The following is a 24,763-nucleotide window of genomic DNA, read 5'->3' on the forward strand; positions in this document are numbered from 1 at the left end:
GGACACGGGCATGCGGGCGACACGACGCAGCAGGGTCCCGCTCTCCATGAAAAAGGACTGCGCGTCATATGTTGTCATACAACATGGCGGATTGTGGAGCCGCACAGCGCATCTGACCAAAGGGATTACCCGAACCCGATTGCATGCTCCCGGGGCTTGCAGTGCATGCAGCGACGAAACCGCCACCGACCAGTCATTCCTATAGGAGAATGCGGCACCATCCACACCCCTCCGACAACAGGCACCGCGCGATCGGCTCCGCTGCCGCGGGGCATCCGGCACCCCAGGCAGTCAGCCCACCGGCACTTTAATGCGCTCTTTTTTTGTAAGGGCAATTGTTTTTCTGCGCGCTTAGTTGTACGATGACTAGCAACAACAGTGAAACCAGGAGACAACACATGACACTCACCCGCCGCGACGCCATCCTGGCGTGCACCGCCGCCCTTGCCGCCACCACCGCCACGGCCCAGACCGCCGCCGAGTGGCAACCCACCAAAACCATCAAGCTGATCGTGCCCTACCCTCCCGGCGGCAGCTCGGACATCATTGCCCGCTCCATCAGCCAGCCCCTGTCGGAGTTGCTCAAGCAGACCGTGATCGTGGAGAACAAGCCTGGCGCCAACGGCAACCTGGGCGCGGACTTCGTGGCCAAGGCCGAGCCGGACGGCTACACCATGCTGCTGTGCGACGTGGGTGCCCTGGCCATCAGCCCCTCGGTCTATACCAAGCTGGCGTTCGACCCCTCCAAGGACCTGCGTGGCGTGACCATGCTGGCTTACTCGCCCCACCTGCTGGTGGTGCACCCCTCGGTCAAGGCCAACAACCTCAAGGAACTGATCGCACTGTCCAAGACAGCGGACCTGAACTTCGCCGTCACCGCCACCGGCAGCGCACCGCACCTGGCCGGTGTGGCGCTGGAGCGTGCCAGCGGCGCGCGCTGGCAGTACATCCCCTACAAGGGCGGGGTCACGGCCATCCAGGACACGGTGGCCGGCCAGACCCAGGTGCTGATGAACGGCATGCTGGCCACCCTGCCCCAGGTGCAGAACGGCAAGCTCAAGGTGCTGGGCGTGTCCAAGTCCACGCGCATGCCGCTGATCGGCGACGTGCCCACCATCGCCGAGCAAGGCGTGCCCGGCTACGAGTCCGGCACCTGGCAAGGCATTCTGCTGCCCCGCGGTACGCCCGAAGCCGTGGTGCAGCGGCTGAACAAGGCGTTGATCACCGCCATCCGCTCGCCCGACATCCGCTCGCGCCTGGCCGGCCAGGGCGCCGAGGTGGTGACCATGACCCCCACCGAACAGGACCAGTTCTTCGCCAAGGAGCGCGCACGCTGGGCCAGCGTGGTCACGGCCGCCAAGATCAAGCTCGACTGAGCTTGCCCCGTTTTTTCATACCAGCCCCGCCACCACCATGAACCCGCAAGAACTCAAATCCATCATGGGCTCCGGCCTGCTCTCGTTCCCCGTCACGGACTTCGATGCCCAGGGCGACTTCAACCCCAAGGGCTATGCCGCGCGCCTGGAATGGCTGGCCCCCTATGGCGCCACCGCCCTGTTCGCCGCCGGCGGCACGGGTGAGTATTTCTCGCTCTCGGGCGCCGAGTACGGCCAGGTCGTCAAGACCGCCGTGGACACCTGCCGCGGCAAGGTGCCCATCATTGCCGGTGCCGGCGGCCCCACCCGCACCGCTATCGCCCATGCCCAGGAGGCCGAGCGCCTGGGTGCCCACGGCATCCTGCTGTTGCCCCACTACCTGACCGAAGCCGGCCAGGAGGGTTTGATCGAGCATGTGGCTGCGGTCTGCAACAGCGTGAAGTTCGGCGTCATCGTCTACAACCGCGACCGCACCAAGCTCACGGCCAACTCGCTGGCCATCCTGGCCGAGCGCTGCCCGAACCTGATCGGCTTCAAGGACGGCGTGGGCAACATCGAGACCATGTCCTCGATCTTCATGAAGATGGGTGACCGTTTTTCCTACCTGGGCGGCCTGCCCACGGCCGAGGTGTATGCGGCGGCGTACAAGGCGCTGGGCACGCCGGTTTACTCCTCGGCGGTGTTCAACTTCATCCCCAAGACGGCGATGGATTTCTACAAGGCCGTGGCGTCCGACGACATGGCCACGCAGCACCGGCTGCTCAAGGAGTTCTTCATGCCTTACCTGGACATCCGCAACAAGGTGGAAGGCTATGGCGTGAGCATCATCAAGGCCGGCGCCAAGCTGGTGGGCCACGACGCAGGACCTGTGCGCGCGCCGCTGACGGACCTGAAGTCTGCCGAGATGGAGCAGCTGAAAGCGCTGATCGACAAGCTCGGCCCGCAGTAAGCGCCTGAAAGGGCCTGGATCACCAGGCCCTTTTTCATTTCACGATCTCCATTCGCCTGGCCGTGCACGGGCGCGTGGATTTTTCCTGCGGCACGTACCTACATCCTCAAACACAACAATGGAGACAGACAAGATGTTCAAGAAAATCGTCCTCACAGCCGCTGCTGCCGTGGCAATCGCAGCCCTTACCGGCTGCGCAAGCAACTCGCCTGCAGCCTCGTCCGCCGCGTCCGAGCAATCGGTGGCGGCTGCGGCCGAGCGCCTGCGCGTGGCCATGGTCGACCCCACGCAGGCCGCACTGGCCCAGTTGGTGGCGGATGACCTGAGCTACGGCCACTCGGGCGGCCGCGTGGACACCAAGGACAGCTTCATCGGCGACCTGCTCGCCGGCAAGTCCGACTTCGTGACCATCGCCATCAGCGACCAGACCATCAAGGTCGTGGGCAACACCGCCATCGTGCGCCACACCCTCACGGCCGACACCAACGACTCGGGCAAGCCCGGCAAGGTGCTGATCAAGATCCTGGGCGTGTGGCAGCAGCAGGGCGGCAGCTGGAAGCTGCTGGCCCGCCAGGCAGTGCGTGTAGCGGCATAAGATCGCCACCATGGGGCTGCAGCACCAACACTGCGGCCCGCCCTCTACAACGGCCGGCCCGGCTTCCCGGGACTGGCCCATTTTCTTTTCTTCATGACCCAGCCCAAGCCCCGCCTCCTGCAAATCGCCCGCCTGCCCCTGCCCGCGCTGGATACCGAGCTGGCCGCCCGCTACGACGTGGTGTGCCTGTCCGACCAGGCCGACCCGGTGGCCTTTCTGGCAGAGCACGGCGCCAGCTTCACCGGGGTGGTCACGTCCGCATCCATTGGCCTCAAGGGCGAAGTGATTGCGGCCCTGCCCCGCCTGCAGGTGATCAGCAGCTTCGGCGTGGGCTTCGATGCGCTGGACATCGCCGCTGCGCGGGCGCGCGGCATTCCGGTCGGCTATACACCCGACGTGCTCAACGACTGCGTGGCCGACATGGCGTTTGCGCTGATGCTCGACGTGTCGCGCGGCGTGGCCGCGAGCGACCGCTTCGTGCGCCGCGGCGAATGGCCCAAGGCCCGCTACGCGCCGCTCACGCGCGTGTCGGGCAAGCGCCTGGGCATCGTCGGCATGGGCCGCATCGGCCTGGCCGTGGCCGAGCGCGCCACGGGCTTTCGCATGGAGGTCGGCTACTACAACCGCCGCCCGGTCGAAGGTTGCGCGCTGCCCCGCCTCGAATCGCTGCTGGCGCTGGCGCAGTGGACCGACTACCTGGTGCTCACCGTGGCCGGCGGCGCCTCCACGCGCCACATGGTCAACCGCGAAGTGCTGGACGCTCTGGGCCCCAAGGGCTACCTGGTCAACGTGGCGCGCGGCAGCGTGGTGGACGAGGCCGCGCTGGTGGAGGCCCTGCAGCAGAACCGCATCGCCGGTGCCGGGCTCGACGTGTTCGAGAACGAACCCCAGGTGCCTGCGGCGCTGATGGCGCTGGACAACGTGGTGCTCACCCCGCACACCGCCAGCGCCACGCACGAAACCCGCCGCGCCATGGCCGACCTGGTGCTGGAGAACCTGGAATCCTTCTACGCCACGGGCGCGGTGCGCGTGCCCGTTCCGGTCGCCTGATGTGAAAAGGCCCCCGCCGGCATGCACCGGCGAGGGCCCATAAAACACGCGCGTCCAGGGCGCGTGGGTGCGTTACTTCAATACGCCCTTGGAAATGTCCATGATCATGCGCGTGGCCAGGTACAAGCGCGGCACGATGGTGTTGACCTGCACGTACTCGGCATCGTTGGAGTGGGCACCATAGCCCGACAGGCCCATGCCCTCCACCACGGCGCCCTTGTTCTTCAAGGCCGCAAAGGCCGCATCGGTACCGCCGCCCGTGGCCTTCTCGACCACGCTGAGCGGCAGGCCCAGTTCCTGGTAGATGACCTTGCCGTAGCCGGCCACGCGGCGCGATGCCTCGCTGGCTTCGAGCGGCGGGCGCCGCACTTCGAACTTCACTTCCACCTTGGAGGCGGGGATGAGCTTGGTCTTGATCTTCTCCTGCAGCGACTTTTCCAGCCCGTCGAAATCCGCCACCTTGAGCGCGCGCGCATCGGCCTGGGCCGTGGCTTCGGCGGGGATCACGTTGCGGTTTGTGCCGGCCTTGGAGACGGTCCAGTTGAGCTTGAGGCCCTCGTCGCTCTTGGACAGGTCCTTCATCTGCAGCAACTGGTGCGACAGCTCGTACAGCGCGTTCACTCCGTCCTCGGGCTTGGCGCCGGCGTGCGATGCCTTGCCCTGCACCGTGATGTAGGCCGCACCGATGCCGCTGGTAGCCAGCCGCAGGGTGCCGTCGGTGCCGCCGCCTTCGAACGAGAACACCACGTCCTGGTCCGCGGCCACGCGGGTGATGGTGCTGCGCCAGCCGGGCGAGCTGATTTCTTCGTCACCGTTGATCAGCACCGTGAGCGTGCCGTAGTCCTTGAAATTGAGCTTCTGCAGCAATGCCACGGTGTGGATGATCAGGGCCACGCCCTGCTTGTCGTCAGAGATACCCAGGCCATAGGCCTTGTCGCCCTCGATGCGAAAGGGCTGGTCCTTGAGCATGCCTTTCAGGTACACCGTGTCCATGTGCGCGATCAGCATGATCTTCTTGCTGCCCGTGCCCTTGAACACGGCCTGCACGGCGGGGCCTACCTTCTCGGGCGTGTCGTCCAGGCGGTAGACGTCGTTCGTCTGCAGCACCTCGACCGTGCCGCCCAGTTGCTTGAGCGGGGCAGCGATGCGGTTGGCGATCTGGTTCAGGCCCTCGATGTCCTTGCTGCCCGATTCGATGTGCACCAGGTCACGCAGGGTGTCGAGCAGGGGTTGCTGCTCCTTCTGTGCCAGGGCATGGACTTCAGCCACGGGCGCGGCATGGGCCAGGGCGGCAGCGAAGGCCAGCGAGAGCGAGGCGACCAGGGGGCGGATCAGGGAGGGGGCAACGGTCGGGTAGGTCATGGCGTGGATTTGCAGCGAGCAACAGGGTGTTGGGAAACGCGATTATGGAGCTCTGAAACAGAAATTTCACGCGCCCGTCATTTTTGCGACAGTCATGCCAAAACGGCGATGCCGGCAGCTCAAGGCGCCTTCTTTTGCTCCGCCAGCTTCACCAGCACCTGCAGCGCGCGGTTCAGCGGCGTGGGCACGCCCAGCGCCGCGCCACGGCGCACCACATAGCCGTTGAGGTGGTCGATCTCGCTGGGCTTGCCGCGCGCCAGGTCCTGCGCGGTGGACGAATACTGGCCCGGCATAGTGGCCGCAATGCCGCGCACGGCCGCGTCGATGTCGCCGGGAATGGTGACCCCATCGGCCTGCGCCACGGCCAGGCACTCGGCCACGGTGTCGGCGATCACATCCGTCACGCCCGGCACCTGCACCAGCGGGCCATAGGGCTGCTGCGCCAGGGCCGACAGCGCGTTGTAGGCGCAGTTGAGCACCAGCTTGGCCCACAGCGCGCCGCGCACATTGTCCGAGATCTGCGTGGGAATACCGGCGGCGGCAAACTGTGCGGCAACCGCCTCGCTGCGCGGCGACGGCGCGATCACCAGCTCGCCCCGGCCATGGTGCTGCACATGACCAGGCCCGGCCATGGCAGTGGCCACATAGACCACGGCAGCCGCCACGGGCGTGCTGGCGTCCAGCACGGCGCGCACGCGCTCGTCGTTGTCCGCCCCGTTCTGCAGCGTGAGCACCAGCGCCCCCGGCGCCAGATGCGGGCGTATCGCGCGCGCCGCGTCCTCCGAATCCGAGGACTTGACGCAGAACAGCACCACGTCGGCCCCCTGCACCGCGCTGGCTTCGGTGCTGGCTGCGAGAGGCACCTGCACGTCGAGCACCGCCGTCTGCAGGCGCAACCCCTGCTGCTGCACTGCCTGCACATGGGCCAGGCGGCCGATGAGCGTGACAGGGTGGCCCGCCCGCGCCAGCAGTGCACCGTAGTAGCAGCCCACGGCACCGGCCCCCATGACGGCAATGCGCAGCAAGGAAGTCGGAGGGGTATCAGGCGAAGCGGTCGTGGTCATGAAGGGTTCCAGGAAGAAAAGGGATGGCCGGCAGGCGCCAGGCAGTGTCTTCGGGCCGCCGGCTGCCCGCCCGCCCGGCCCCGAAATAACCCCTGGTAATAACTCAGGAATTAATTCATTGCTGAGACAATGATTGTCTAGTCAATTAAATTCCTGCCTATGACATCGACACCACCCCCTTCCTCGTCCGACGTGTCCTTTTATGGCAACGGCCACAGCCCTGCCGAGGAAAGCGTGGGCTACCTGATGCGCAAGGTGATGTCGTCCATCCGCACGCAGGCAGACGCGAAGCTGTCCACCCACGACCTGACCTTCGCGCAATGGCTGCCGCTTTTCAAAATCTCCAAGTTCCAGGCCTTGACGGGCCAGGCCGCTGCCACGGTGGCCGTGATGGCCCGGGAACTGGAGACGGATGCGGCGTCCATGACGCGCACGCTGGACCGCCTGGAAGCCAAGGGCCTGGTGCTGCGCGAACGCTCGACCACCGACCGGCGCGTGGTGCACGTGGTGCTCACGCCCGAAGGCGAGGCCGTCGCCGCCAAGGTGCCCCCCGTGCTCGCCGAAGTGCTCAACAACCACCTGCGCGGTTTCACCCGCGATGAATGGCAGTTGCTGCTCAGCATGCTGCGCCGCATGCTGGCCAACGGCGACGCCGTGCGCCAGGAACAACAACAACAACAACAACAACAGCCACCGGCCGCCTGACCCGGCCGCCCTGCCCCCGTATCCCCCCAAGAGATAGCAGACATGTCCTCATCCACCACTCCCCTTTCCACCCGTGCCGCCGTGGCGGCCCATTTCGCCGTGTCGGCCGTCGCGCTGGCGGCCGCCCTCCTCCTGGTCGGTTGCGCCAGCCCCGGCGCAGCGCACACGCCACTGGCACAGACCACGCCGGCCGCGCTGGGCCTGAATGCAGCGGCCGCCGAGTCGGCCACCCCCTCGCAGTGGTGGACCACCCTGGGCGATGCCCAGCTCAACGCCCTGGTCGACAAGGCCCTGCAGGGCAGCCCCAGCCTGGCCGTGAGCCGCGCCCGGCTGGAACAGGCCGTGGCACTGAGCCAGGTGCGCGAAGCCGCCAACGGCCCGCAGGTGAGCCTGGGCGTGGACGCCACGCGCCAGCGCTACACCGCCCACGGCCTGGTGCCCGCCCCGGTGGCCGGCAACACCTACAACAGCGGCACGGTGCAGGCCAGCTTCAGCTGGTCACCCGACTTTTTCGGCCAGCACGCGGCCGAGCTGGAGGCGGCCCTGGGCCAGGCCCGCGCCGCCCAAGCCGATGCCGCCGCTGCCGCCAACACCCTGGCCGCCCAGGTGGGCCGCAGCTACGTGGCCCTGGCCCGCCTGGTGTCGCAGCGCGAGGTGGCCGTGCGCGCGCTCGCGCAGCGTGAAGAGCAGCGCCGCCTGACCAACGACCGCGTGGCCGCAGGCCTCGATAGCCAGGTCGAGCTGACCCAGGCCCAGGCCGCCGTGCCCGATGCGCGCACCCAGATCGAGGCGCTGGACGAGCAGATCACCCTGGCGCGCCGCCAGGTCGCCGTGCTCAGCGGCCAGGCGCCCGATGCGCTGACCAAGCTGACCCCGCAACTGGCCGCCCTGCAGCCCGCGGCCGTGCCCGACGCGCTGGGCGCCGACCTGCTGGGCCGCCGCCCCGACGTGGTGGCCGCGCGCTGGCGTGTGGAAGCCGCGACCCAGGGCGTGAAGGTTGCGCGCACGGAGTTCTACCCCAACATCAACATCGCCGCCTTCATCGGCCTGAACTCGCTGGGGTTGGACAATCTGTTCAACGCCGGCTCGCGCCAGATGGGCGTGACGCCCGCGCTGCGCCTGCCGATCTTCGACGGCGGCCGGCTGCGTGCGCAACTGGGCGGCCGCCAGGCCGAGCTCGACGCTGCCATTGCCCAGTACAACGGCATGGTGCTGGACGCCGTGAAGGAAGCCGGCGATGCGATGGCCTCGGTGCAGTCGCTCACGCGCCAGCAGGCACTGCAGGACGACGCCGCCGCCAGCGCCGAAAAGGCCTACCGCTTCGCGCAGGAGCGCTACCGCGCGGGCCTGGGCAACTACCTGGTGGTGCTCTCCACCGAAAGCCAGGTGCTGGCCCAGCGCCGCCTGGCCGTGGACCTGCGCGCACGCCAGCTCGACACCCGCCTGCAGCTGATGAAGGCCCTGGGTGGCTGCTGGACCGACGACACGGCCACGCTGCAGACCGCAGCCCGCTGAGCGCCAGCACCCCGATACGACGCATAAAAAACCACACACAACAGCACATTCCCGAAGGACCCTTGCCATGAGCGAACCCCTTGCCTCCAACAAAGAAGCCACCAACCCCGCGCGCCGCCGCGGCCTGACCCTGATCGCTGCCGCCGTGGCCCTTGCCGCCATCGGCTGGGGCGCATGGCACTGGGCCAATGGCCGCCACATGGAAACCACCGACAACGCCTACGTGGCAGGCAACGTGGTGCAGATCACGCCGCAGGTCGGCGGCACCGTGGTCTCCATCGGTGCGGACGACACCGACTACGTGAAGGCCGGCCAGTTGCTGGTCAAGCTCGACCCGGCCGACGCCCGCGTCGCGCTGGAACAGGCCGAAGCGCAGCTGGCGCAAACGGTGCGCGAAGTGCGCACGCTGTTCGCCAATAACTCCACCCTGAAGGCCCAGGTCAGCCTGCGCAGCGCCGACCTGGCCCGCGCCCAGGCCGAAACCGCGCGCCTGCAGGACGACGTGGCCCGCCGCGCACCGCTGATGGCCAGCGGCGCCGTGGGCAAGGAAGAGTTCCAGCACGCCAACGCCCAGGTGACCTCTGCCAAGAGCACGGTGGCAGCGGCCCAGGCCGCCGTGGTGGCCGCGCAGGAACAGCTGGCCGCCAGCCAGACGCAGACCGAAGGCACCTCCATTGAGCAGCACCCCAACGTGCAGCGTGCCTCGGCCCGCGTGCGTGAGGCCTACTTGGCCGTGCAGCGCGCCCAGTTGCTGGCACCTCTCGACGGCCACGTGGCCAAGCGCGGCGTGCAGGTCGGTCAGCGCGTGCAGGCCGGCGCCCCACTGATGACGCTGGTGGCCCTGAACGATCTGTGGGTGGACGCCAACTTCAAGGAAAGCCAGCTGCAGAACCTGCGCATCGGCCAGCCGGCCGAGCTGGTGGCCGACGTGTACGGCACCAAGGTGGTCTACCACGGCAAGGTGACCGGCCTGGGTGCCGGCACCGGCGCCGCGTTTGCCCTGCTGCCCGCGCAGAACGCCACGGGCAACTGGATCAAGGTGGTGCAGCGCGTGCCCGTGCGCATTGCGCTGGACCCCAAGGAAGTGAGTGAACACGCCTTGCGCGTGGGCCTGTCGATGGACGTGAAGGTGGACACCGCCGACCAGAGCGGAAAGACCCTGTCCGACACCCAGCGCACCACGCCCGTGGCCGCCACCGCCGTGTTCGACGAGCAGTTCAAGGCCGCAGACGACGAGGTGGCGAACATCATCGCCGCCAACCTGGGCCGCAAGGCCGTGGCCGCGGCCTCACCCAAGGTGACCCACGCACAGGCCAGCGGCGCAGCGCAGGCACAGAACCACGCTTCGGCCCCCATGCGCGCCCCTGTGGTGCAGTAAGCCGGAGTCTTTTCCATGACTGCCGCCAACCCCACCGCAGACCAGGCCGGCGCCTCGGCGTCGCCTGCTGTGACGACGCCGCCAGCCGCCCCGCCCGGGCCGCCTGCGGCGTATCCACCGCTGCAGGGCACGGCCCTGCTGCTGGGCACGCTGTCGCTGTCGCTGGCCACGTTCATGAACGTGCTCGATTCGTCCATCGCCAACGTCTCCATCCCTGCCATTGCCGGTGACCTGGGCGTCAGCCCGGGCCAGGGCACCTGGGTCATCACCAGCTTCGGCGTGGCCAATGCGATTTCGGTACCGCTCACGGGCTGGCTCACGCAGCGCTTTGGCGCGGTGCGGCTGTTCACCATGAGCGTGCTGCTGTTCGTGCTCACCTCCTGGCTGTGCGGCTTTGCCTCGTCGCTGGAGATGCTGGTCTTCTTCCGCGTGCTGCAGGGCCTGGTCGCCGGGCCCATGATCCCGCTGTCGCAGACCCTGCTGCTGGCCAGCTACCCGCGCGCCCTGGCGGGCACGGCGCTGGCCCTGTGGGGCGTGACCACGCTGGTCGCGCCCGTGGTGGGGCCGCTCTTGGGCGGCTGGATCACCGACAACATCTCCTGGCCGTGGATCTTCTACATCAACGTGCCGGTGGGCTTGCTCGCAGGCCTGCTGACCTGGGGCATCTACCGCAAGCGCGAGACACCGATCCGCAAGCTGCCGATCGACACCGTGGGCCTGTCCCTGCTGGTGCTGTGGGTGGGTGCGCTGCAGCTCATGCTCGACAAGGGCAAGGAGCTCGACTGGTTCGCCTCCAACGAGATCATCCTAATGGCGGTGGTGGCCGTTGTGGCGTTCGCCGTGTTCCTGGTCTGGGAGCTCACCGACAAGCACCCGGTGGTGGACCTCAAGCTCTTCAAGGGCCGCAACTTCACCTTCGGTGCGCTGGCGCTGTCGGTGGCCTATGCGCTGTTCTTCGGCAACGTGGTGCTGCTACCGCTGTGGCTGCAGCAGTGGATGGGCTACACCGCCACCTCGGCCGGCATGGCGCTGGCTCCGGTGGGCATCTTCGCCATCCTGCTCACGCCGCTGGTGGGGAAGAAGGTGGGCCAGTGGGATCCACGGCGCATGGCGACGGGCGCGTTCATCGTGTTCGGCATCGTGCTGTGGATGCGTTCGCAGTTCACCGTGCAGACCGACTTCGTGCACATCCTGATCCCCACCCTGCTGCAGGGCGCGGCCATGGCGTTCTTCTTCATCCCGCTGACCACGCTGACGCTGGCGGGCATTGCGCCCGAGCGCATCCCGGCCGCTGCCGGCCTGAGCAACTTCGTGCGTATCACCGCCGGGGCCATGGGCACGTCCATCGCCACCACGCTGTGGGAGAGCCGGGCCGCCATGCACCATGCCCACCTGACCGAGGGCCTGATCCAGGGCCAGGGCGTGTTCGGCGCTACGCTGGACAACCTGATGGCGTCTGGAATGACGCAGTTGCAGGCACTGGCGCAGGTGAACCGGCTGATCGACCAGCAGGCCTTTACCCGCGCGGCAGACGACATCTTCCTCGGATCGGCCGGCCTGTTCGTGCTGCTGATCGGGCTGATCTGGCTGACCCGGCGGCCCGCGCAGGGCGGCGCAGGCTCGGCCGACGCGGCGGGCGCGCACTGAAAGCGCCTCGCCCAAAGATCTGAAAAACGGTGGCCCGCATCGCGCAGGCCGCCGCTTTTCACCGTGCCAGATGGCGCGGGCGACCGAAGGCGTGCATCCCACACCGCGTGTCGGAAAAGGCTGACACAGCCCCGCGCTGATGGCCTTCTGGCGACTTGAGGACGGACACGAACAATGCAGTCACCACAACAAAAGGAACTGCCATGTCGCTCTCCCTCATTCTCCTGATCGTCCTGATCCTCATCCTCGTCGGCGCGCTGCCCACCTGGGGCCACAGCCGTTCGTGGGGCTATGGACCCAGCGGCGGCATCGGCCTGGTGGTGCTGATCCTGGTGATCCTGCTGCTCATGGGCAGGATATAAACCTCCGGCGGCCTCTGAGGCCTTAAAGCAAAAAGCGTGGCATGGCCACGCTTTTTGCTTTCCGGATGTGCCCGAAGGGTGCAGGCGGTCAGGCCGCCTTGCGCATCTGCGCGTTGGCAAACGCCGTGGTGAGCTGCGCCAGCTCGGTCTGGTTCACCACGCCGTTGGCATTGCCATGGCGGTCCACCAGTTGCAGCAGCGACTGCGACAGCTCGCTGCCGCCCTTGGTGCCCGAGGTGGCGGCAATGCCCTTGAGGAATTCGTCGCGCGAGATCGCACCGTCCTGGTTGGCGTCGAAGCCGGCCGCCAGTTGCTCTTTTTGCGCATCGCTGGCGCCAAAGCTGGCGAGCAGTTCCTGGAAATCCTTTTTGGACACCGAACGGTCTGCCTGCGATGCCGTCAGCGCCGTGCCCGCATCGGCAGCCGCGCGTGTGCCCAGCGGGCCGTCGAGCTTGCCGGAGGCCATCAGGATGCCCTTGCCGGCAAAGCCGGTCAGGGCCTCGGCCTCCTTGCTCAGGGTGACCACGGCCGAGGGTTCGGCCGCAGCCGGCTGGCTGGCGCGCGAAGAGGCCGCCGACTTGCTGCCCGAGGCGGCGTTGTAGATAAAGGAAGCAACGGACGCAAGGCCGGAAATGAGGGGGGACATGGCCACTGGACTCCTGTGCAGGGGCTGGCTGCCGGTGCTTTCCGACAAAGCACCAGGGCAGGCCATCGCCCGGTGGTCCAGCATATCCCGCAACCGCTCCAGGCAATGGGCAGAAAAGCGGCGCTGCACAGCCGCTTTTCGCGGCCACGCGCCTACTTCAGTACATAGCTGGCCAGCACGCTCTGCACGTCGTAGATGCTGAGCTTCTTGTTGAACTGCTTCTGGAACGGGGTGGCGCTGCCCGAGATCCAGATCTTGAGCTCGGCGTCGAGGTCGAAGGGGCCACCGGTCTCGATGCTGAAGTGGGTGATACTTTTGTAGGGCAAGGAGTGGTACTCGACCTTGCTGCCGGTGATGCCCTGTTTGTCCACCAGCACCAGGCGCTTGTTGGTGAATACGAAGTAATCGCGGATGAGCTGGTAGGCATGCTCCACGACCTCGCCCGGCATCAGGATGCGGGCGAACTCTTCCTGAATCTTCGATGCATCGATCTTGGATGCGTTGCCCATCACACCGTCCAGCAATCCCATGGTGGTCTCCTGTTGCAAGGAGATCCATCGTAATCTGGCTACGAATATCCCGGCCCGAAGGCGACGAATTCTCCGGTGAGCCGTCCAGCCGGTTGCCCCTGGTACATCAGCACCGAGGCCTGCTCGATACGGCCCAGCCCCTTGCGCTCGAACATGCGCACGAAGGCCCGCCAGGCCTGCTCCGATGGCGCCTCGGCCACGGCCGTGAACGTCCCGTCGATGGGCAGCCCGTACTCCATGGTGTTGCGCTGTATCACCAGGCGGCTGCCCAGGTTCTGTGCCGAGAGCTTCATGTGCAGCATGGACCACCCAGCCAGGATGGCTACGGCCGAAGCACTGCCGCCGAACACCGTCTCGCGGTGGTTGATGTTGGGCGCCAGCGGCGCGCTCAGCACCACGCGCTCGATCGATGCCTCCATCACGGACACGGCCATCGCGCTGGACAGGGGAATGTGCTGGTGCAGGTAGTCCTGCAGGTCGTTGGGGCTCACGCTGGGGCTTTCGAGGGGGATGGCGAAGGAGACGGCAGCACCCCTGGGGGCAGCGGGTCGCGGTAGACGATGTGCAGCACCTGCGCGGTGTCGCGCGCCAGGGCATCGCACAGGAAGGGTGGGCGCAGGTCGATCCCCGCCAGTTCGGCGCGCTCGAACCAGGCGAACTCCAGCCTGCGCCGTCCCTCCACACCTTCATAGGGGCCTGCGGACTGGTCCAGAAGGCCCTGCGGCGCGGGGTGCACATGCAGGTACAGGCCGGTCTCGTGGTAGGCCACGCCGGCATAGACAAAGAAGTTCTCGACCACGCAAGCCAGCGCGCCGGGCACCACCGCCAGGCCCAGTTCTTCCTGCATCTCGCGCACCAGGGCCTCGCCGGCGCTCTCGCCGGGCTCAATGCCGCCACCGGGCAGTGCCCAGAAGGCATCGCCCTCGGCGCGGTGCAGCAGCACCTGCCCGGGGCGCGTGATGATGGCCGCGGCGCGCAGGCGCATGAGGGGCTGCAGGGGCGTGGCAGGGGTGGAGACGACGGCAGACAGGGTCATGGGCCGATGCTATCGCTGGAATCCCCCAGCCCAGGCAGCAGCACCGCTTGCTGCGCCGCCACCGTCTCGCGCAGAAAGGCCCAGGTGGCCTGCATGCGCGCCACATGCTTGTTCTCCTCGGGCATGGACATCCAGAAGGTGCGCGTGAAGCGAGCCTTGCCTGGCAGCACGAGCGTGAGGGCCGGATCCTGCGCGGCGACGAAGGCCGGCAGCACCGCCAGCCCAGCGCCAGCGCGTACCGCCTCGTACTGCGCGAGGATGCTGGTGCTGCGCAGCGCAAAGCGTGCGGGGCGGTGCAGCTCATCGAGGATCTGCAACTCCTTGGTGAACAGCAGGTCGTCCACATAGCTGATGAAGCTGTGGCCGCGCAGGTCGTCCGCCGTGCGGATGGGCGCGTGGCGGGCCAGGTAGTCGCGCGTGCCGTAGAGTTGCAGCACGTAGTCGGTGAGCTTCACCACCAGCACCGCGCCGCGCGCGGGGCGCTCCAGCGAGATCACGATGTCCGCCTCGCGCCGCGACAGGTGCACCAGGCGCGGCAGGGCCAGCAGGTCAAGCACCAGGCCCGGGTGCTGCAGGGCAAAGTGCGCCAGTTGCGGCGCCAGCACCAGGTTGCCAAAGCCCTCGGTGGTGCCGATGCGCACCAGGCCCTGCAGGCCCTGGCGCACGCCGGGGGCGGCGTTTTCCACCGCGAGGAAGGCGGCCTCCATGGCCTCGACCTGGGGCAACAGTGCGCGGCCTGCCTCGGTCAACCGGTGGCCGCCGGCCTCGCGCGCGAACAGCGCCGAGCCGACCTGCTTTTCCAGCACCTGGATGCGGCGCGCCACCGTGGTGTGGTCCACGGTGAGGCGGCGCGCCGCACCCACCAGGGTGCCGGCACGGGCCAGTTCCAGAAAATAGCGCAGGTTGTCCCAGTCCATGGAAGCTCTCGTCAAGCGTGCGGGTGCACATGCACAGCGGCAAACGCATCATGTGCATTTTTGCAAACCTCGTGCGCAGTATTGTCTATTGTCTTCACAATTTTGCACAGCTACCATGCGCAGGTTGCACGCTTTCGCGCCCCTTATTTTTCAGGAGACAACCCGATGAACGCACCTACCTCTTCGGCCGTACTGGCCCCTACCGTCAAGCTGCTGATCGGCGGCCAGTTCGTCGAGTCCAAGACCACCGAGTGGCGTGACGTGGTGAACCCGGCCACGCAACAGGTGCTGGCCCGTGTGCCGTTTGCCACGGCCGAAGAGATCGATGCCGCCGTGGCCTCGGCCAAGGACGCCTTCAAGACCTGGAAGAAGACCCCCATCGGCGCACGCGCCCGCATCTTCCTCAAGTACCAGCAGCTGATCCGCGAGAACATGGCCGAGCTGGCCGCCATCCTGACGGCCGAGCAAGGCAAGACCCTGCCCGACGCCGAAGGCGATGTGTTCCGTGGCCTGGAAGTGGTGGAGCACGCCGCCAGCATCGGCAACCTGCAGTTGGGCGAGTTGGCCAACAACGTGGCCGGTGGCGTGGACACCTACACCCTGCTGCAGCCGCTCGGTGTGTGCGCCGGCATCACGCCCTTCAACTTCCCGGCCATGATCCCGCTGTGGATGTTCCCCATGGCGATCGCCACGGGCAACACCTTCGTGCTCAAGCCCTCCGAGCAGGACCCGATGGTGACCATGCGCCTGGTGGAGCTGGCACTGGAAGCCGGCATTCCCCCGGGCGTGCTCAACGTGATCCACGGCGGCGAAATGGCCGTGAACGCGATCTGCGACCACAAGGACATCAAGGCCGTATCGTTCGTGGGCTCCACCAAGGTGGGCACGCATGTGTACAACCGCGCCACCCTGGCCGGCAAGCGTGCGCAGTGCATGATGGGCGCCAAGAACCACGCCATCATCCTGCCCGACGCGAACAAGGAGCAGACGCTCAACGCCATCGCCGGCGCCGCATTCGGTGCTGCCGGCCAGCGCTGCATGGCACTGCCCGTGGTGGTGCTGGTGGGTGAGTCGCAAAAGTGGATTCCCGAGCTGGTGGCCAAGGCCAAGACGCTCAAGATCAACGGCGGCACCGAAAAGGGCACCGACGTGGGCCCGCTGGTGTCCTGCGCCGCCCTGGAGCGCGTGGAGAGCCTGATCGCGCGCGGCATTGCCGACGGCGCCACGCTGGAACTGGACGGCCGCAAGCCCACGGTGCCCGGCTACGAAAAGGGCAACTTCGTGGGCCCGACCATCTTCTCGAACGTCCAGCCCGGCATGGCCATCTACGACCAGGAAATCTTCGGGCCGGTGCTGGCCCTGGTGCCTGCGGCCGACATCGACGAAGCCATCGAGTTCATCAACAGCAACCCCAACGGCAACGGCACGGCCATCTTCACGCAGTCGGGTGCCGCAGCGCGCAAGTTCCAGGAAGAGATCGACGTGGGCCAGGTCGGCATCAACGTGCCGATCCCTGTGCCGGTGCCCCTGTTCTCGTTCACGGGCTCGCGCGCTTCCAAGCTCGGCGACCTGGGCCCCTACGGCAAGCAGGTGGTGATGTTCTACACCCAGACCAAGACCGTGACGGCCCGCTGGTTCGACGACAGCACGACCTCGCATGGTGTGAACACCACCATCAGCCTGAAGTGAAGCAGCCCCCTGAGTCGCTTCGCGCCTTCCCCCTCAGGGGGACGCCGCCAGCGCGGCGGGGCGGCCCTTGCGCGGCGGCACTGGCCTGGGCCGTGCCGGTTCCAAGGCCCGCCGATGGTGCGTGGCGCCGTGGAGAACCGAAGTGAATCAAGGGCTTTTAAGGGGCATGGTGAAATCGGTGCATGCACCGTGATCTCCCCTCCTTGCTGCGCGCCGCAGCCTGCAGCCTGCCCTTGCTCATGGGCTCTTCCACCGCCTTCGCCCAGGCCGGCGCCGCGTGCCGGCAAGGCGGTACGGTGGCCGAGACCAATGCCTGTGCAGTACAGGATTTTCAGGCGGCCGACACCACCATGGCCGTGCTCTACGGCGATGTGATGCGCGCCCTGTCGGCGCATGAGCGCCCCCAGCTGCGCCAGGAACACACGGCCTGGCTGCGCGCGCGCACCACGCAGTGCAAGCAGGCCACGCGAGCAGTGGAGCAGCAGCCCGAGGGCCCGCGGCTCTACCACGAGTGCCTGACCCGCGAGACGCAGGAGCGCCGCAAAGGATTGATGCGCTGGCTGAGCATGGACAGCCCGGCAAAGCCCTGACGCATGCACAGAACAACAAAGACGACAGCGAGACAGACACCATGGACTTTGAGCTCTCCGAAGAACAACGCGCATTTGCCCAGACGGCCCGCGACTTTGCGCGGGCCGAGTTCGCGCCGTATGCTGCGCACTGGGACGCCGAAGGCATCTTCCCCAAGGAGGCCATCGCCAAGGCCGGCGAGCTGGGCTTTTGTGGCCTGTACGCGCCCGAGGCTGCCGGTGGCCTGGCCCTGCCCCGGCTCGATGCCACGCTGGTCTTCGAGGAAATGGCGGCCGTGGACCCGTCCACCACGGCCTTCATCACCATCCACAACATGGCCACCTGGATGCTGGGCACCTGGGCCACGCCGGCCGTGCGCGACCACTGGGGGCCCCTGCTGACCACGGGCGAAAAGCTCGCCTCCTACTGCCTGACCGAGCCCGGAGCGGGCTCGGACGCGGCCTCGCTCAAGACCCGGGCCGAGCTGGTGGGCCACGAGTATGTGATCAACGGCTCCAAGGCCTTCATCTCGGGCGCGGGCGCCACCGATGTGCTGGTGCTGATGGCGCGCACCGGCGATGCGGCCTCGGGCGCGGGGGGAATCTCGGCCTTCGTGGTGCCGGCCGATGCGCCGGGCGTCAGCTACGGCAAGAAGGAAGAGAAGATGGGCTGGAACAGCCAGCCCACGCGCACCATCAGCTTCGACAACGTGCACATCCCGGCCGACCATCTGCTCGGCCGCGAGGGTGAGGGTTTCAAGATCGCCATGAAGGGCCTGGACGGCGGGCGCATCAACATTGCCACCTGCTCGGTGGGCGCGGCCCAGGGCGCGCTCACGCAGGCCCAGCAGTACATGCACGACCGCAAGCAGTTCGGCAAGCCGATCGCGAGCTTCCAGGCGCTGCAGTTCAAGCTGGCCGACATGGCCACCGAACTCGTGGCCGCGCGCCAGATGGTGCGCATGGCCGCCAGCAAGCTCGATGCCGGCGACCCGAATGCAAGCACCTACTGCGCCATGGCCAAGCGCTTTGCCACCGATGCGGGCTTTACAGTGTGCAACGAGGCCCTGCAGCTGCATGGCGGCTACGGCTATATCCGCGAGTACCCGCTGGAGCGCCTGCTGCGCGATGCGCGCGTGCACCAGATCCTGGAGGGCACAAACGAGATCATGCGCGTGATCATTGCGCGCCGCATGCTCGACGGCGATGCCCCTGACGTGATCCGCTGAGCCCCCACGCAACATGCCAGCCCGCCCGCTCTCCGACGAGACCCTGCACCTGATCGACGCCGTGCGCACCGCGCTCGAAGCGCGCAGCGATGTGGATGAGCGCACCATGTTCGGCTGCCACTGCTTCTTCGTGGACGGCAAGCTGTGCATCGGCGTCAAGGGCGACGAGCTGCTGGTGCGCCTGCCACCCAGTCTCCACCAGGAGTTCCAGGAGATGCAGAACACGCGCGAGCTCTCGCCTGGCGGCGGCATGAAGGGCTATTTCTGGATCGAGCCCAATGGCTACGCCACGCGGGCGCAGTGGAACTTCTGGGTGCAGGAGGCCCTGGCCTACAACCCGCTGGCGAAGGCCACACCCAAACGCAAGCCCGCAGCGGTGAAGACGACCAAGGCCGCAGCCAAGCAAAGCCCTGCCACCAAGAAGAAGCCTGCGGCCAAGCGCCACAGCATCTTCGAGGCCGACGACTGAACCGCCGCCCAGGAAGCCACCACCATGCCACTTCGCATCGTTCGCCTCGGCACGCCGCGCGCCCCCAGTGAAGGCACCCGCATCGGCACCGTGCGCCGGCCGCCACGCGGCGTGCCCAAGGCCGAGTTCGGCAGCCAGAACTGGTACGACGTGTGGTACCCGCTGCTCTCACCGAGCGCCGAACTCATGGCCCAGGGGCAGCAGGCGCAGAGCGACCAGGAGTGGCAAGCCTTCGTCAAACACTTCCGCAAGGAGCTCGCCCAGCCCGAGGCCAGCCGAACGCTGGACCTGCTGGCCACCCTGTCGCACCACGGCGCCATGTCGGTCGGCTGCTACTGCGAGAGCGAGGCGCGCTGCCACCGCTCCGTGCTGCGTGAGGAACTTGCCAGCCGGGGCGCGGACATCGCCACGGATTGACCCCCTTTCCACATCACAACGACACCAAGGAGATACGAACATGAAAATCGCATTCATCGGTCTGGGCAACATGGGTGGCCCCATGGCCGTCAACCTGCACAAGGCAGGCCACGAAGTCCGGGCCTTCGACCTTTCGCAGCCCGCGCGCGACAAGCTGGCCGCCGATGGCGTGGCCATCGCAGCCGATGCCTCAGCCGCCGTGCAGAGCGCCGAAGTCGTCATCAGCATGCTGCCCGCCAGTCAGCATGTGGACAGCCTGTTCCTGGGCCAGGGCGCGCTGCTGGCCCAGCTGCCGGCCGGCACACTGGTGATCGACTGCTCCACCATCGCCGCCGCGACCTCGCGCAAGGTGGCCGAGGCCGCCAAGGCCAAGGGCGTGGCCTTCATCGACGCGCCGGTATCGGGCGGCACGGGCGGCGCCATTGCCGGCACGCTGACCTTCATGGTCGGCGGCGACGAGGCCGACCTGGAGCGTGCTCGCCCCGTGCTCGAGAAGATGGGCGCCAATATCTTCCACGCCGGTGGCGTGGGTGCGGGCCAGACGGCCAAGATCTGCAACAACATGCTGCTGGGCATCCTGATGGCAGGCACCAGCGAAGCGATTGCCCTGGGTGTCGCCAATGGCCTGGACCCCAAAGTGCTGTCGGAGATCATGCGCCGCAGCTCGGGCGGCAACTGGGCGCTGGAAAAGTACAACCCCATGCCCGGCGTGATGGAGACCGCACCCGCCAGCAAGGGCTACGCCGGCGGCTTCGGCACCGACCTGATGCTCAAGGACCTGGGCCTGGCACAGGAGAACGCCGCCGCCGTGAAGGCTGCCACGCCCCTGGGTGGCCTGGCGCGCAACCTGTATGCGGCGCACAGCCTGGCGGGCCATGGCGCGCTGGACTTCTCGAGCATCATCAAGTCGGTGCAGAAAAAGGGCTGATGTCCTGACGGACTGCGCCGGCCAGCCTTGTCCGGTGCAGCTCAGCCCCCGCGCGGGTTGAGCACCATGCTGTCGCGCTTGATCTCCACGTCGAACTGGCGCAGGAAGTTCTGGCCCAGCAGCGCATCGTCCTCGCTCTCGCCGGTATAGCCCGTGCCCACGCGCAGGCCAGCGACCTCCAGGTTGCGCACCGTCACCGACTGCGATGGGGTCACCCTCCCCTCGCGGTTGCCATTGGCCGTGCGGAAGGTGGTAGGCACACCGCCCGTGAGGCCTGCCTTCTTGGCCACCGCATCGGTCACTGCGATCAGGCTCGCGCCCGTGTCCACCATGAAGTTCACCGGCACCCCGTTGACGGTGCCCGCCACGCGGAAATGGCCATCGTTGTGGCGCGGTATCACCAGCGAGCCGGTGGAGGTGACCGTGGCGCCGCGCGGCGCCATGAACTGCTTCATGCCGAAGTACAGAAGCCCCATGACCACCAGCCAGAAGGCCAGGATGGCCAGGGTGTTGGTGCGCAGTGCGCGGCGCGTCTGGTCGTCCGCTGGGGATGGTCGCTGGTAGTCGTGTTCTTCGCCCATGGGCCTGGCATTCAAATGCAGAGCCCCAAATCATAGGGCAGGTGCGGACCGCCGCCGGGCGGCAATGCCCTCATCAGTTGGTGGGCTGCAGGCCGCGCAGGAACTGCTGCTCGAACACATCGGCCGGCACGGGCCGGCTGTAGAGAAAGCCCTGGATCTCGTCGCAGCCCAGCAGTGCCAGCAGGCGCGACTGCTCCTCGGTCTCCACCCCCTCGGCCACGACCTTGAGCCCCAGCGAATGGCCCAGGTTGATGATGGTGGACACCAGCGCGCTGCCCTGGGGGCCGGCGGCGATGTGCAGGATGAACGAGCGGTCGATCTTGAGCGTGTCGAGCGGCAGCCGGGCCAGGTAGCTCAGCGAGGAAAACCCGGTGCCGAAGTCGTCCATGGCCACGGTGATGCCCATCTCGCGGATGGCATGCAGGCTCTGGGTGCTGTGCTGCACGTCGTCCATCACCATGCTCTCGGTGATCTCCAGCTCCAGCCCGGCAGCGGCCTGTGGGCCGTGCGCCACGGCCGAGCGCACCTGCTCGATGAAGCCCCGGTGGCGCAGTTGCAGGAAGGAGACGTTCACCGCCACCCGTATCGGCGCCAGGCCTGCGGCGCGCCAGCGCAGGTTGTCGGCCAGCGCCTGGCCCAGGGCCCAGCGGCCCACGTCGTAGATCAGGCCGGTCTCTTCGAGGATGGGGATGAACTGCCCCGGCGGCACCAGGCCGCGCCGCGGGTCGTTCCAGCGGATCAGGGCCTCGGCACCGGTCACCTCGCCGCTGGCCAGGTGGAGCTTGGGCTGGTAGTGCAGCACGAACTCGCCGCGCTCGAGCGCTTCGCGCAGGTGGTTCTCCAGACTCAGCGCCTCGGCCACGCGCAGGTTCATCTCCGAGGTGTAGAACATCAGAGCATCGGCCGAGGCCTTGGCCTTCTTGAGCGCGGCCTCGGCATTGCGCAGCAGCGCCTCGGCATCACCACCATCCATGGGGAACAGGGAAACGCCCGCCTTGGCGGTGATGCGCAGCTCCTGCGTGCCCAGTTGGAAGGGCTCATCGAAGCAGGCGCGCATCAGGTGGTCCACGGCCATGGCCACCGCGCTCGCATCGCGCGCCTCGCACACGGCCACGCCGAAGCTGTTGACGCCAATGCGCGCCAGCATGTCCATCGCACTGGCATGCAACTGCAGGCGCTGCGCCACCAGCTTGAGCAGCTCGTCGCCCAGCGAGCGCCCCAGCGTGTCGTTGACGATGCGAAAGCGGTTCACGTCGATCAGCGCCACCCCCAGGAAGGGAGCACCCTGCGGCCGGTGGCCCTCGCGCGCGCGCATGTGCTGGTTCACGCGGTCCAGAAACAGCGTGCGGTTGGGCAAGGTGGTGATGTCGTCGTAGTAGGCCAGGTAGTTCAGGCGATCGGATTTCTCGAGGTGGTCGAGCGCAAAGCTGATGTCGCCGGCCAGCTCACCCAGGAGCTTCATCTCGGTGGCATCGAAGAAGCTGGCCTCGTCGGAAAACAGCGCCATCACGCCCACCACCTCGTGTGCCACCAACAAGGGCAGCACTGCCAGGGAGGCCACCGAGCGGGCCAGCAGCCTGGCCGGCAGCAGCACGCGGGGATCGCCCTCGACCCGGTCGCAAACCACGGCGCGCTTTTCGCGCACCACCGTGGCCGTCAGGCTGTAGATGCCCGAGGGCTCGTCCGCATACGACAGGCGGCCGGCAAGGTCGTCGAAGAAGTCTGGGTCGGTGCCGGCGATGGCCATGGGAATCACTTGCTGCGCCGCCCGGTCGACCCGGCCGATCCAGGCCATGCGGAACTGCCCGTGCCGTACCGCGATGTCGCAGGACTGGGCAAACAGCTCCTGGCGGCTGCGCATGCGCACCAGCAGCGTGCTGATGCCACTGAGCACCGCATAGACCCGGTTGAGGCGCTTGATCTTGTGCTCGGCCTCGCGCCGCTCGGTGATGTCCTCGCCCAGGCAGGCGATGCCCATGGCCTCGCCATCGACGGAGCGCAGCACCGTGTTGTTCCAGTACACCAGCCGGCGCCCGCCGGACCGCGTAAGGATTTCCTGCTCGAAATGCCAGACGGCCGGCCGGTCGGCCAGCATGTCCTCGAACCCCCGCTGCATGCCGTCCATGCCCGGCGGCAGGAACAGCTCGAACCAGTTGCGCCCGAAGATCTCGCCGCGCTCCCAGCCCGTCAGGCGCAGCAGGCAGTCGTTGCAGTAGGTGATGCAGCCGTTGCGGTCCAGCATCAGCGAGGCCATCTCGACCTTGTCGAGCAGTTCGTTGAAGCGCCGGTCGCTCTCGCGCAGTGCTTCTTCGGCCCGCTTTTGCGCCGTGACATCCTGGATGGTGTTGAACCAGCGAAGGCCTTCGCCAGCGCCGCCTTCGCCCGGCAGCGGGTCCATCACCTGGCGCAGGTGCAAGAGCGCCCCATCGGCGCGCCACAGGCGGTAGGTGAAGTCCATGCGCAGGCCTTCGCGCACCGCCTGCAAGGCCATGCTGCGCACCAGAGCACGGTCGTCGGCATACACCATGCCGATCCATTCCCGAGCAGATGCCGGCATGGTGTTCGGATCGCGCCGCAGCATCTGCGCCAGCGTGGCGGGCCAGCTCTCGAACTGGCCGCCCGGTCCGCTGATGATGTGCGTGATCTTGGCCAGCAACTGGGCCCGGTGCAGCCCGGCCTCGCTGGCACGCAGTTCCTCCAGCGCCCGGCGCCGCTCGATCACCTCGATGTGCAGCTGCTCTGCATGGCGCTGCACCTCCAGGTAGAGGCTGCCGTTTTCATAGATGCGCCCCACCTGGGCCGCCAGGATGGACAGGATGCGCTCGTCCTCGGCACTGAAGTGGTCGGCCCCCTCCTTGTTGGCCAGGCAGATCCAGCCGTAGGACGAGGCCAGCGAGGTGACCGGCGCCTCCAGGGCGCAGTACAGCGGCGGGTAGCCCGGCGGCAGGCCCGCCATGGTGGGGTCGCCGCCGGGGTTGAGCAGCCGCTGCGAGCGGCGCTCCGTCTGCAGCCGCCCCAGCAGGCCTGACGAGGCATCGGGCGCAGGCAGCGACCGTGCCAGCACCGGGTCGATGCCACTGGTGCACACCAACGACGCATCGCCCGGCTTGCGCACGGCGCACAGCACGGCGTACTGGGCGCCGATGAGTTCGCGCGCCCCGGTGCAGACCTTGTTGAGCAGCATGGCCGGGTCACGCTCGGACGCCAGCTGCAGATTGAGCTCGGTGAGCGCCGCCAGCCGGCGGTTGGTGGCCTCCAGCTCCACCACGTTGCCCCGCAGCTTGTCGGTCACCAGGCGCAGGTGCTGGGATCGGAAGGCCGGCTCCACTACCCGGGGCGCGCCCTCGGGGCCGCGTTCCGCCTGCGCCAGCGTGCGTTCGATGGCGCGCAGGATGTCCTGCGGCTCGCAGGGCTTGACCAGCACCTCCGAGACGCCTCCCGCCAGTGCCAGGCTGCGCGCCTCCTCGCCCTGGTAGTGGGCGCTGTAGAAGATGACGCGCGTGCCCGCCAGCGCAGCGTCGGCTCGCAGCTGGCGCACGAACTCGTAGCCATCCATGGTCGGCATAAGGATGTCCGAGATCACCAGCGCCGGCCGCTCGGCGCGCGCCAGGGCCAACGCCTGCGCACCGTCCACGGCCTCCAGGGCCTCATGGCCGCCATGCCGCACGAGCGTGACGATCAGGGCCCGGTTGGGGGCCTGGTCGTCCACGACGAGGATCTTTGCCATGGCTGCCGCCCTCCTTGCTTGT

24 protein-coding genes are annotated in these 24,763 nt (G+C 67.5%); 15 read left to right on the forward strand and 9 right to left on the reverse strand.

The features are described from left to right. The first annotated feature begins 398 nt into the window (after window positions 1-398). From QYL93_RS09455 to QYL93_RS09470, 4 genes are all read left to right on the forward strand, one after another. Window positions 399-1,376, forward strand: a complete 978-nt coding sequence (locus QYL93_RS09455; protein WP_305743412.1) for a tripartite tricarboxylate transporter substrate binding protein — start codon at window positions 399-401, stop codon at window positions 1,374-1,376. Between the two features lie 37 nt (window positions 1,377-1,413). Continuing rightward, window positions 1,414-2,325 carry a 5-dehydro-4-deoxyglucarate dehydratase gene (gene kdgD / locus QYL93_RS09460; protein ID WP_305743413.1) on the forward strand — a complete coding sequence of 304 codons (912 nt, stop codon included), beginning with the start codon at window positions 1,414-1,416 and terminating at the stop codon, window positions 2,323-2,325. A 133-nt stretch (window positions 2,326-2,458) separates the two neighbouring features. After that, window positions 2,459-2,920 carry a nuclear transport factor 2 family protein gene (locus QYL93_RS09465; protein WP_305743414.1) on the forward strand — a complete coding sequence of 154 codons (462 nt, stop codon included), beginning with the start codon at window positions 2,459-2,461 and terminating at the stop codon, window positions 2,918-2,920. A 93-nt stretch (window positions 2,921-3,013) separates the two neighbouring features. Continuing rightward, window positions 3,014-3,970: a 2-hydroxyacid dehydrogenase gene (locus tag QYL93_RS09470; RefSeq protein ID WP_305743415.1), complete on the forward strand. Its 957-nt coding sequence runs from the start codon at window positions 3,014-3,016 to the stop codon at window positions 3,968-3,970. Between the two features lie 72 nt (window positions 3,971-4,042). On the opposite strand, the gene QYL93_RS09475 is transcribed toward QYL93_RS09470, so the two are convergent. Continuing rightward, window positions 4,043-5,332 carry a M20/M25/M40 family metallo-hydrolase gene (locus tag QYL93_RS09475; protein WP_305743416.1) on the reverse strand — a complete coding sequence of 430 codons (1,290 nt, stop codon included), beginning with the start codon at window positions 5,330-5,332 and terminating at the stop codon, window positions 4,043-4,045. Window positions 5,333-5,451: 119 nt separating this feature from the next. Further along, window positions 5,452-6,396 carry a ketopantoate reductase family protein gene (locus tag QYL93_RS09480; protein WP_305743417.1) on the reverse strand — a complete coding sequence of 315 codons (945 nt, stop codon included), beginning with the start codon at window positions 6,394-6,396 and terminating at the stop codon, window positions 5,452-5,454. A 159-nt stretch (window positions 6,397-6,555) separates the two neighbouring features. On the opposite strand from QYL93_RS09480, the gene QYL93_RS09485 reads away from it, so the two are divergent. The 5 genes from QYL93_RS09485 (at window position 6,556) to QYL93_RS09505 (ending at window position 12,003) form a co-directional block, all read left to right on the forward strand. Continuing rightward, complete coding sequence (locus QYL93_RS09485; protein WP_305743418.1) at window positions 6,556-7,101, forward strand: MarR family winged helix-turn-helix transcriptional regulator; 546 nt, start codon at window positions 6,556-6,558, stop codon at window positions 7,099-7,101. Between the two features lie 42 nt (window positions 7,102-7,143). Next, window positions 7,144-8,616: an efflux transporter outer membrane subunit gene (locus tag QYL93_RS09490; RefSeq protein WP_305743419.1), complete on the forward strand. Its 1,473-nt coding sequence runs from the start codon at window positions 7,144-7,146 to the stop codon at window positions 8,614-8,616. Window positions 8,617-8,683: 67 nt separating this feature from the next. After that, window positions 8,684-9,994: an HlyD family efflux transporter periplasmic adaptor subunit gene (locus QYL93_RS09495; protein ID WP_305743420.1), complete on the forward strand. Its 1,311-nt coding sequence runs from the start codon at window positions 8,684-8,686 to the stop codon at window positions 9,992-9,994. Window positions 9,995-10,009: 15 nt separating this feature from the next. Continuing rightward, a complete protein-coding gene (locus QYL93_RS09500; protein ID WP_305743421.1) occupies window positions 10,010-11,641 on the forward strand; it encodes a DHA2 family efflux MFS transporter permease subunit in 1,632 nt (543 codons plus the stop codon). Between the two features lie 203 nt (window positions 11,642-11,844). After that, entirely contained in the window at window positions 11,845-12,003 is a 159-nt protein-coding gene (locus tag QYL93_RS09505; protein ID WP_007856361.1) for a DUF3309 family protein, read from the forward strand. Between the two features lie 88 nt (window positions 12,004-12,091). Here the strand turns inward: QYL93_RS09505 and QYL93_RS09510 are convergent, their stop codons facing one another. The 5 genes from QYL93_RS09510 to QYL93_RS09530 all read right to left on the reverse strand — a co-directional run bounded on the left by QYL93_RS09510 (window position 12,092) and on the right by QYL93_RS09530 (window position 15,132). Beyond that, window positions 12,092-12,649, reverse strand: coding sequence for a hypothetical protein (locus QYL93_RS09510; RefSeq protein WP_305743422.1), 558 nt, complete (start codon window positions 12,647-12,649; stop codon window positions 12,092-12,094). Between the two features lie 152 nt (window positions 12,650-12,801). Further along, entirely contained in the window at window positions 12,802-13,179 is a 378-nt protein-coding gene (locus QYL93_RS09515; RefSeq protein ID WP_305743423.1) for a PH domain-containing protein, read from the reverse strand. 38 nt (window positions 13,180-13,217) lie between these two features. Next, window positions 13,218-13,670 carry a YiiD C-terminal domain-containing protein gene (locus QYL93_RS09520; RefSeq protein WP_305743424.1) on the reverse strand — a complete coding sequence of 151 codons (453 nt, stop codon included), beginning with the start codon at window positions 13,668-13,670 and terminating at the stop codon, window positions 13,218-13,220. After that, window positions 13,667-14,215 carry an NUDIX hydrolase gene (locus QYL93_RS09525; RefSeq protein ID WP_305743425.1) on the reverse strand — a complete coding sequence of 183 codons (549 nt, stop codon included), beginning with the start codon at window positions 14,213-14,215 and terminating at the stop codon, window positions 13,667-13,669. Before QYL93_RS09525 ends, QYL93_RS09520 begins: the two co-directional genes overlap by 4 nt. Next, a complete protein-coding gene (locus tag QYL93_RS09530) occupies window positions 14,212-15,132 on the reverse strand; it encodes a LysR family transcriptional regulator (protein WP_305743426.1) in 921 nt (306 codons plus the stop codon). Before QYL93_RS09530 ends, QYL93_RS09525 begins: the two co-directional genes overlap by 4 nt. A 165-nt stretch (window positions 15,133-15,297) precedes the next feature. Between QYL93_RS09530 and QYL93_RS09535 the strand changes: the two genes are divergently transcribed. The 6 genes from QYL93_RS09535 (at window position 15,298) to mmsB (ending at window position 20,433) form a co-directional block, all read left to right on the forward strand. Further along, window positions 15,298-16,821 carry a CoA-acylating methylmalonate-semialdehyde dehydrogenase gene (locus QYL93_RS09535; RefSeq protein WP_179680955.1) on the forward strand — a complete coding sequence of 508 codons (1,524 nt, stop codon included), beginning with the start codon at window positions 15,298-15,300 and terminating at the stop codon, window positions 16,819-16,821. Window positions 16,822-17,003: 182 nt separating this feature from the next. Then, window positions 17,004-17,411, forward strand: coding sequence for a lysozyme inhibitor LprI family protein (locus QYL93_RS09540; RefSeq protein WP_305743427.1), 408 nt, complete (start codon window positions 17,004-17,006; stop codon window positions 17,409-17,411). 41 nt (window positions 17,412-17,452) lie between these two features. Next, window positions 17,453-18,619, forward strand: coding sequence for an acyl-CoA dehydrogenase family protein (locus tag QYL93_RS09545; protein ID WP_305743428.1), 1,167 nt, complete (start codon window positions 17,453-17,455; stop codon window positions 18,617-18,619). A 13-nt stretch (window positions 18,620-18,632) separates the two neighbouring features. Then, window positions 18,633-19,088 (forward strand): TfoX/Sxy family protein, encoded by a 456-nt coding sequence (locus QYL93_RS09550; RefSeq protein WP_305743429.1) that lies wholly within the window; start codon window positions 18,633-18,635, stop codon window positions 19,086-19,088. A 24-nt stretch (window positions 19,089-19,112) separates the two neighbouring features. Continuing rightward, a complete protein-coding gene (locus QYL93_RS09555; RefSeq protein WP_305743430.1) occupies window positions 19,113-19,505 on the forward strand; it encodes a DUF488 domain-containing protein in 393 nt (130 codons plus the stop codon). A gap of 40 nt (window positions 19,506-19,545) precedes the next feature. Further along, window positions 19,546-20,433 (forward strand): 3-hydroxyisobutyrate dehydrogenase, encoded by an 888-nt coding sequence (gene mmsB, locus QYL93_RS09560; protein ID WP_305743431.1) that lies wholly within the window; start codon window positions 19,546-19,548, stop codon window positions 20,431-20,433. Between the two features lie 41 nt (window positions 20,434-20,474). Here mmsB and QYL93_RS09565 read toward each other — a convergent pair whose 3' ends face one another. Together QYL93_RS09565 and QYL93_RS09570 are read right to left on the reverse strand one after the other, a co-directional pair. After that, window positions 20,475-21,014 carry a TIGR02281 family clan AA aspartic protease gene (locus QYL93_RS09565; protein WP_305743432.1) on the reverse strand — a complete coding sequence of 180 codons (540 nt, stop codon included), beginning with the start codon at window positions 21,012-21,014 and terminating at the stop codon, window positions 20,475-20,477. A 73-nt stretch (window positions 21,015-21,087) separates the two neighbouring features. Next, entirely contained in the window at window positions 21,088-24,741 is a 3,654-nt protein-coding gene (locus QYL93_RS09570; RefSeq protein WP_305743433.1) for an EAL domain-containing protein, read from the reverse strand. Window positions 24,742-24,763 lie beyond the last annotated feature (22 nt).

This window comes from Acidovorax sp. A1169, from assembly GCF_030704685.1.
In the GTDB taxonomy this organism is placed as follows: Bacteria; Pseudomonadota; Gammaproteobacteria; order Burkholderiales; family Burkholderiaceae_C; genus Acidovorax.

Excerpts from the sequence above, each read along its gene's own strand:
- QYL93_RS09455 (WP_305743412.1), top strand. The coding sequence starts at position 399 with ATGACACTCACCCGCCGCGACGCCATCCTGGCGTGCACCGCCGCCCTT.
- kdgD (WP_305743413.1), top strand. The coding sequence starts at position 1,414 with ATGAACCCGCAAGAACTCAAATCCATCATGGGCTCCGGCCTGCTCTCG.
- QYL93_RS09465 (WP_305743414.1), top strand. The coding sequence starts at position 2,459 with ATGTTCAAGAAAATCGTCCTCACAGCCGCTGCTGCCGTGGCAATCGCA.
- QYL93_RS09470 (WP_305743415.1), top strand. The coding sequence starts at position 3,014 with ATGACCCAGCCCAAGCCCCGCCTCCTGCAAATCGCCCGCCTGCCCCTG.
- QYL93_RS09475 (WP_305743416.1), bottom strand. The coding sequence starts at position 5,332 with ATGACCTACCCGACCGTTGCCCCCTCCCTGATCCGCCCCCTGGTCGCC.
- QYL93_RS09480 (WP_305743417.1), bottom strand. The coding sequence starts at position 6,396 with ATGACCACGACCGCTTCGCCTGATACCCCTCCGACTTCCTTGCTGCGC.
- QYL93_RS09485 (WP_305743418.1), top strand. The coding sequence starts at position 6,556 with ATGACATCGACACCACCCCCTTCCTCGTCCGACGTGTCCTTTTATGGC.
- QYL93_RS09490 (WP_305743419.1), top strand. The coding sequence starts at position 7,144 with ATGTCCTCATCCACCACTCCCCTTTCCACCCGTGCCGCCGTGGCGGCC.
- QYL93_RS09495 (WP_305743420.1), top strand. The coding sequence starts at position 8,684 with ATGAGCGAACCCCTTGCCTCCAACAAAGAAGCCACCAACCCCGCGCGC.
- QYL93_RS09500 (WP_305743421.1), top strand. The coding sequence starts at position 10,010 with ATGACTGCCGCCAACCCCACCGCAGACCAGGCCGGCGCCTCGGCGTCG.
- QYL93_RS09505 (WP_007856361.1), top strand. The coding sequence starts at position 11,845 with ATGTCGCTCTCCCTCATTCTCCTGATCGTCCTGATCCTCATCCTCGTC.
- QYL93_RS09510 (WP_305743422.1), bottom strand. The coding sequence starts at position 12,649 with ATGTCCCCCCTCATTTCCGGCCTTGCGTCCGTTGCTTCCTTTATCTAC.
- QYL93_RS09515 (WP_305743423.1), bottom strand. The coding sequence starts at position 13,179 with ATGGGATTGCTGGACGGTGTGATGGGCAACGCATCCAAGATCGATGCA.
- QYL93_RS09525 (WP_305743425.1), bottom strand. The coding sequence starts at position 14,215 with ATGACCCTGTCTGCCGTCGTCTCCACCCCTGCCACGCCCCTGCAGCCC.
- QYL93_RS09530 (WP_305743426.1), bottom strand. The coding sequence starts at position 15,132 with ATGGACTGGGACAACCTGCGCTATTTTCTGGAACTGGCCCGTGCCGGC.
- QYL93_RS09535 (WP_179680955.1), top strand. The coding sequence starts at position 15,298 with ATGAACGCACCTACCTCTTCGGCCGTACTGGCCCCTACCGTCAAGCTG.
- QYL93_RS09540 (WP_305743427.1), top strand. The coding sequence starts at position 17,004 with ATGCACCGTGATCTCCCCTCCTTGCTGCGCGCCGCAGCCTGCAGCCTG.
- QYL93_RS09545 (WP_305743428.1), top strand. The coding sequence starts at position 17,453 with ATGGACTTTGAGCTCTCCGAAGAACAACGCGCATTTGCCCAGACGGCC.
- QYL93_RS09550 (WP_305743429.1), top strand. The coding sequence starts at position 18,633 with ATGCCAGCCCGCCCGCTCTCCGACGAGACCCTGCACCTGATCGACGCC.
- QYL93_RS09555 (WP_305743430.1), top strand. The coding sequence starts at position 19,113 with ATGCCACTTCGCATCGTTCGCCTCGGCACGCCGCGCGCCCCCAGTGAA.
- mmsB (WP_305743431.1), top strand. The coding sequence starts at position 19,546 with ATGAAAATCGCATTCATCGGTCTGGGCAACATGGGTGGCCCCATGGCC.
- QYL93_RS09565 (WP_305743432.1), bottom strand. The coding sequence starts at position 21,014 with ATGGGCGAAGAACACGACTACCAGCGACCATCCCCAGCGGACGACCAG.
- QYL93_RS09570 (WP_305743433.1), bottom strand. The coding sequence starts at position 24,741 with ATGGCAAAGATCCTCGTCGTGGACGACCAGGCCCCCAACCGGGCCCTG.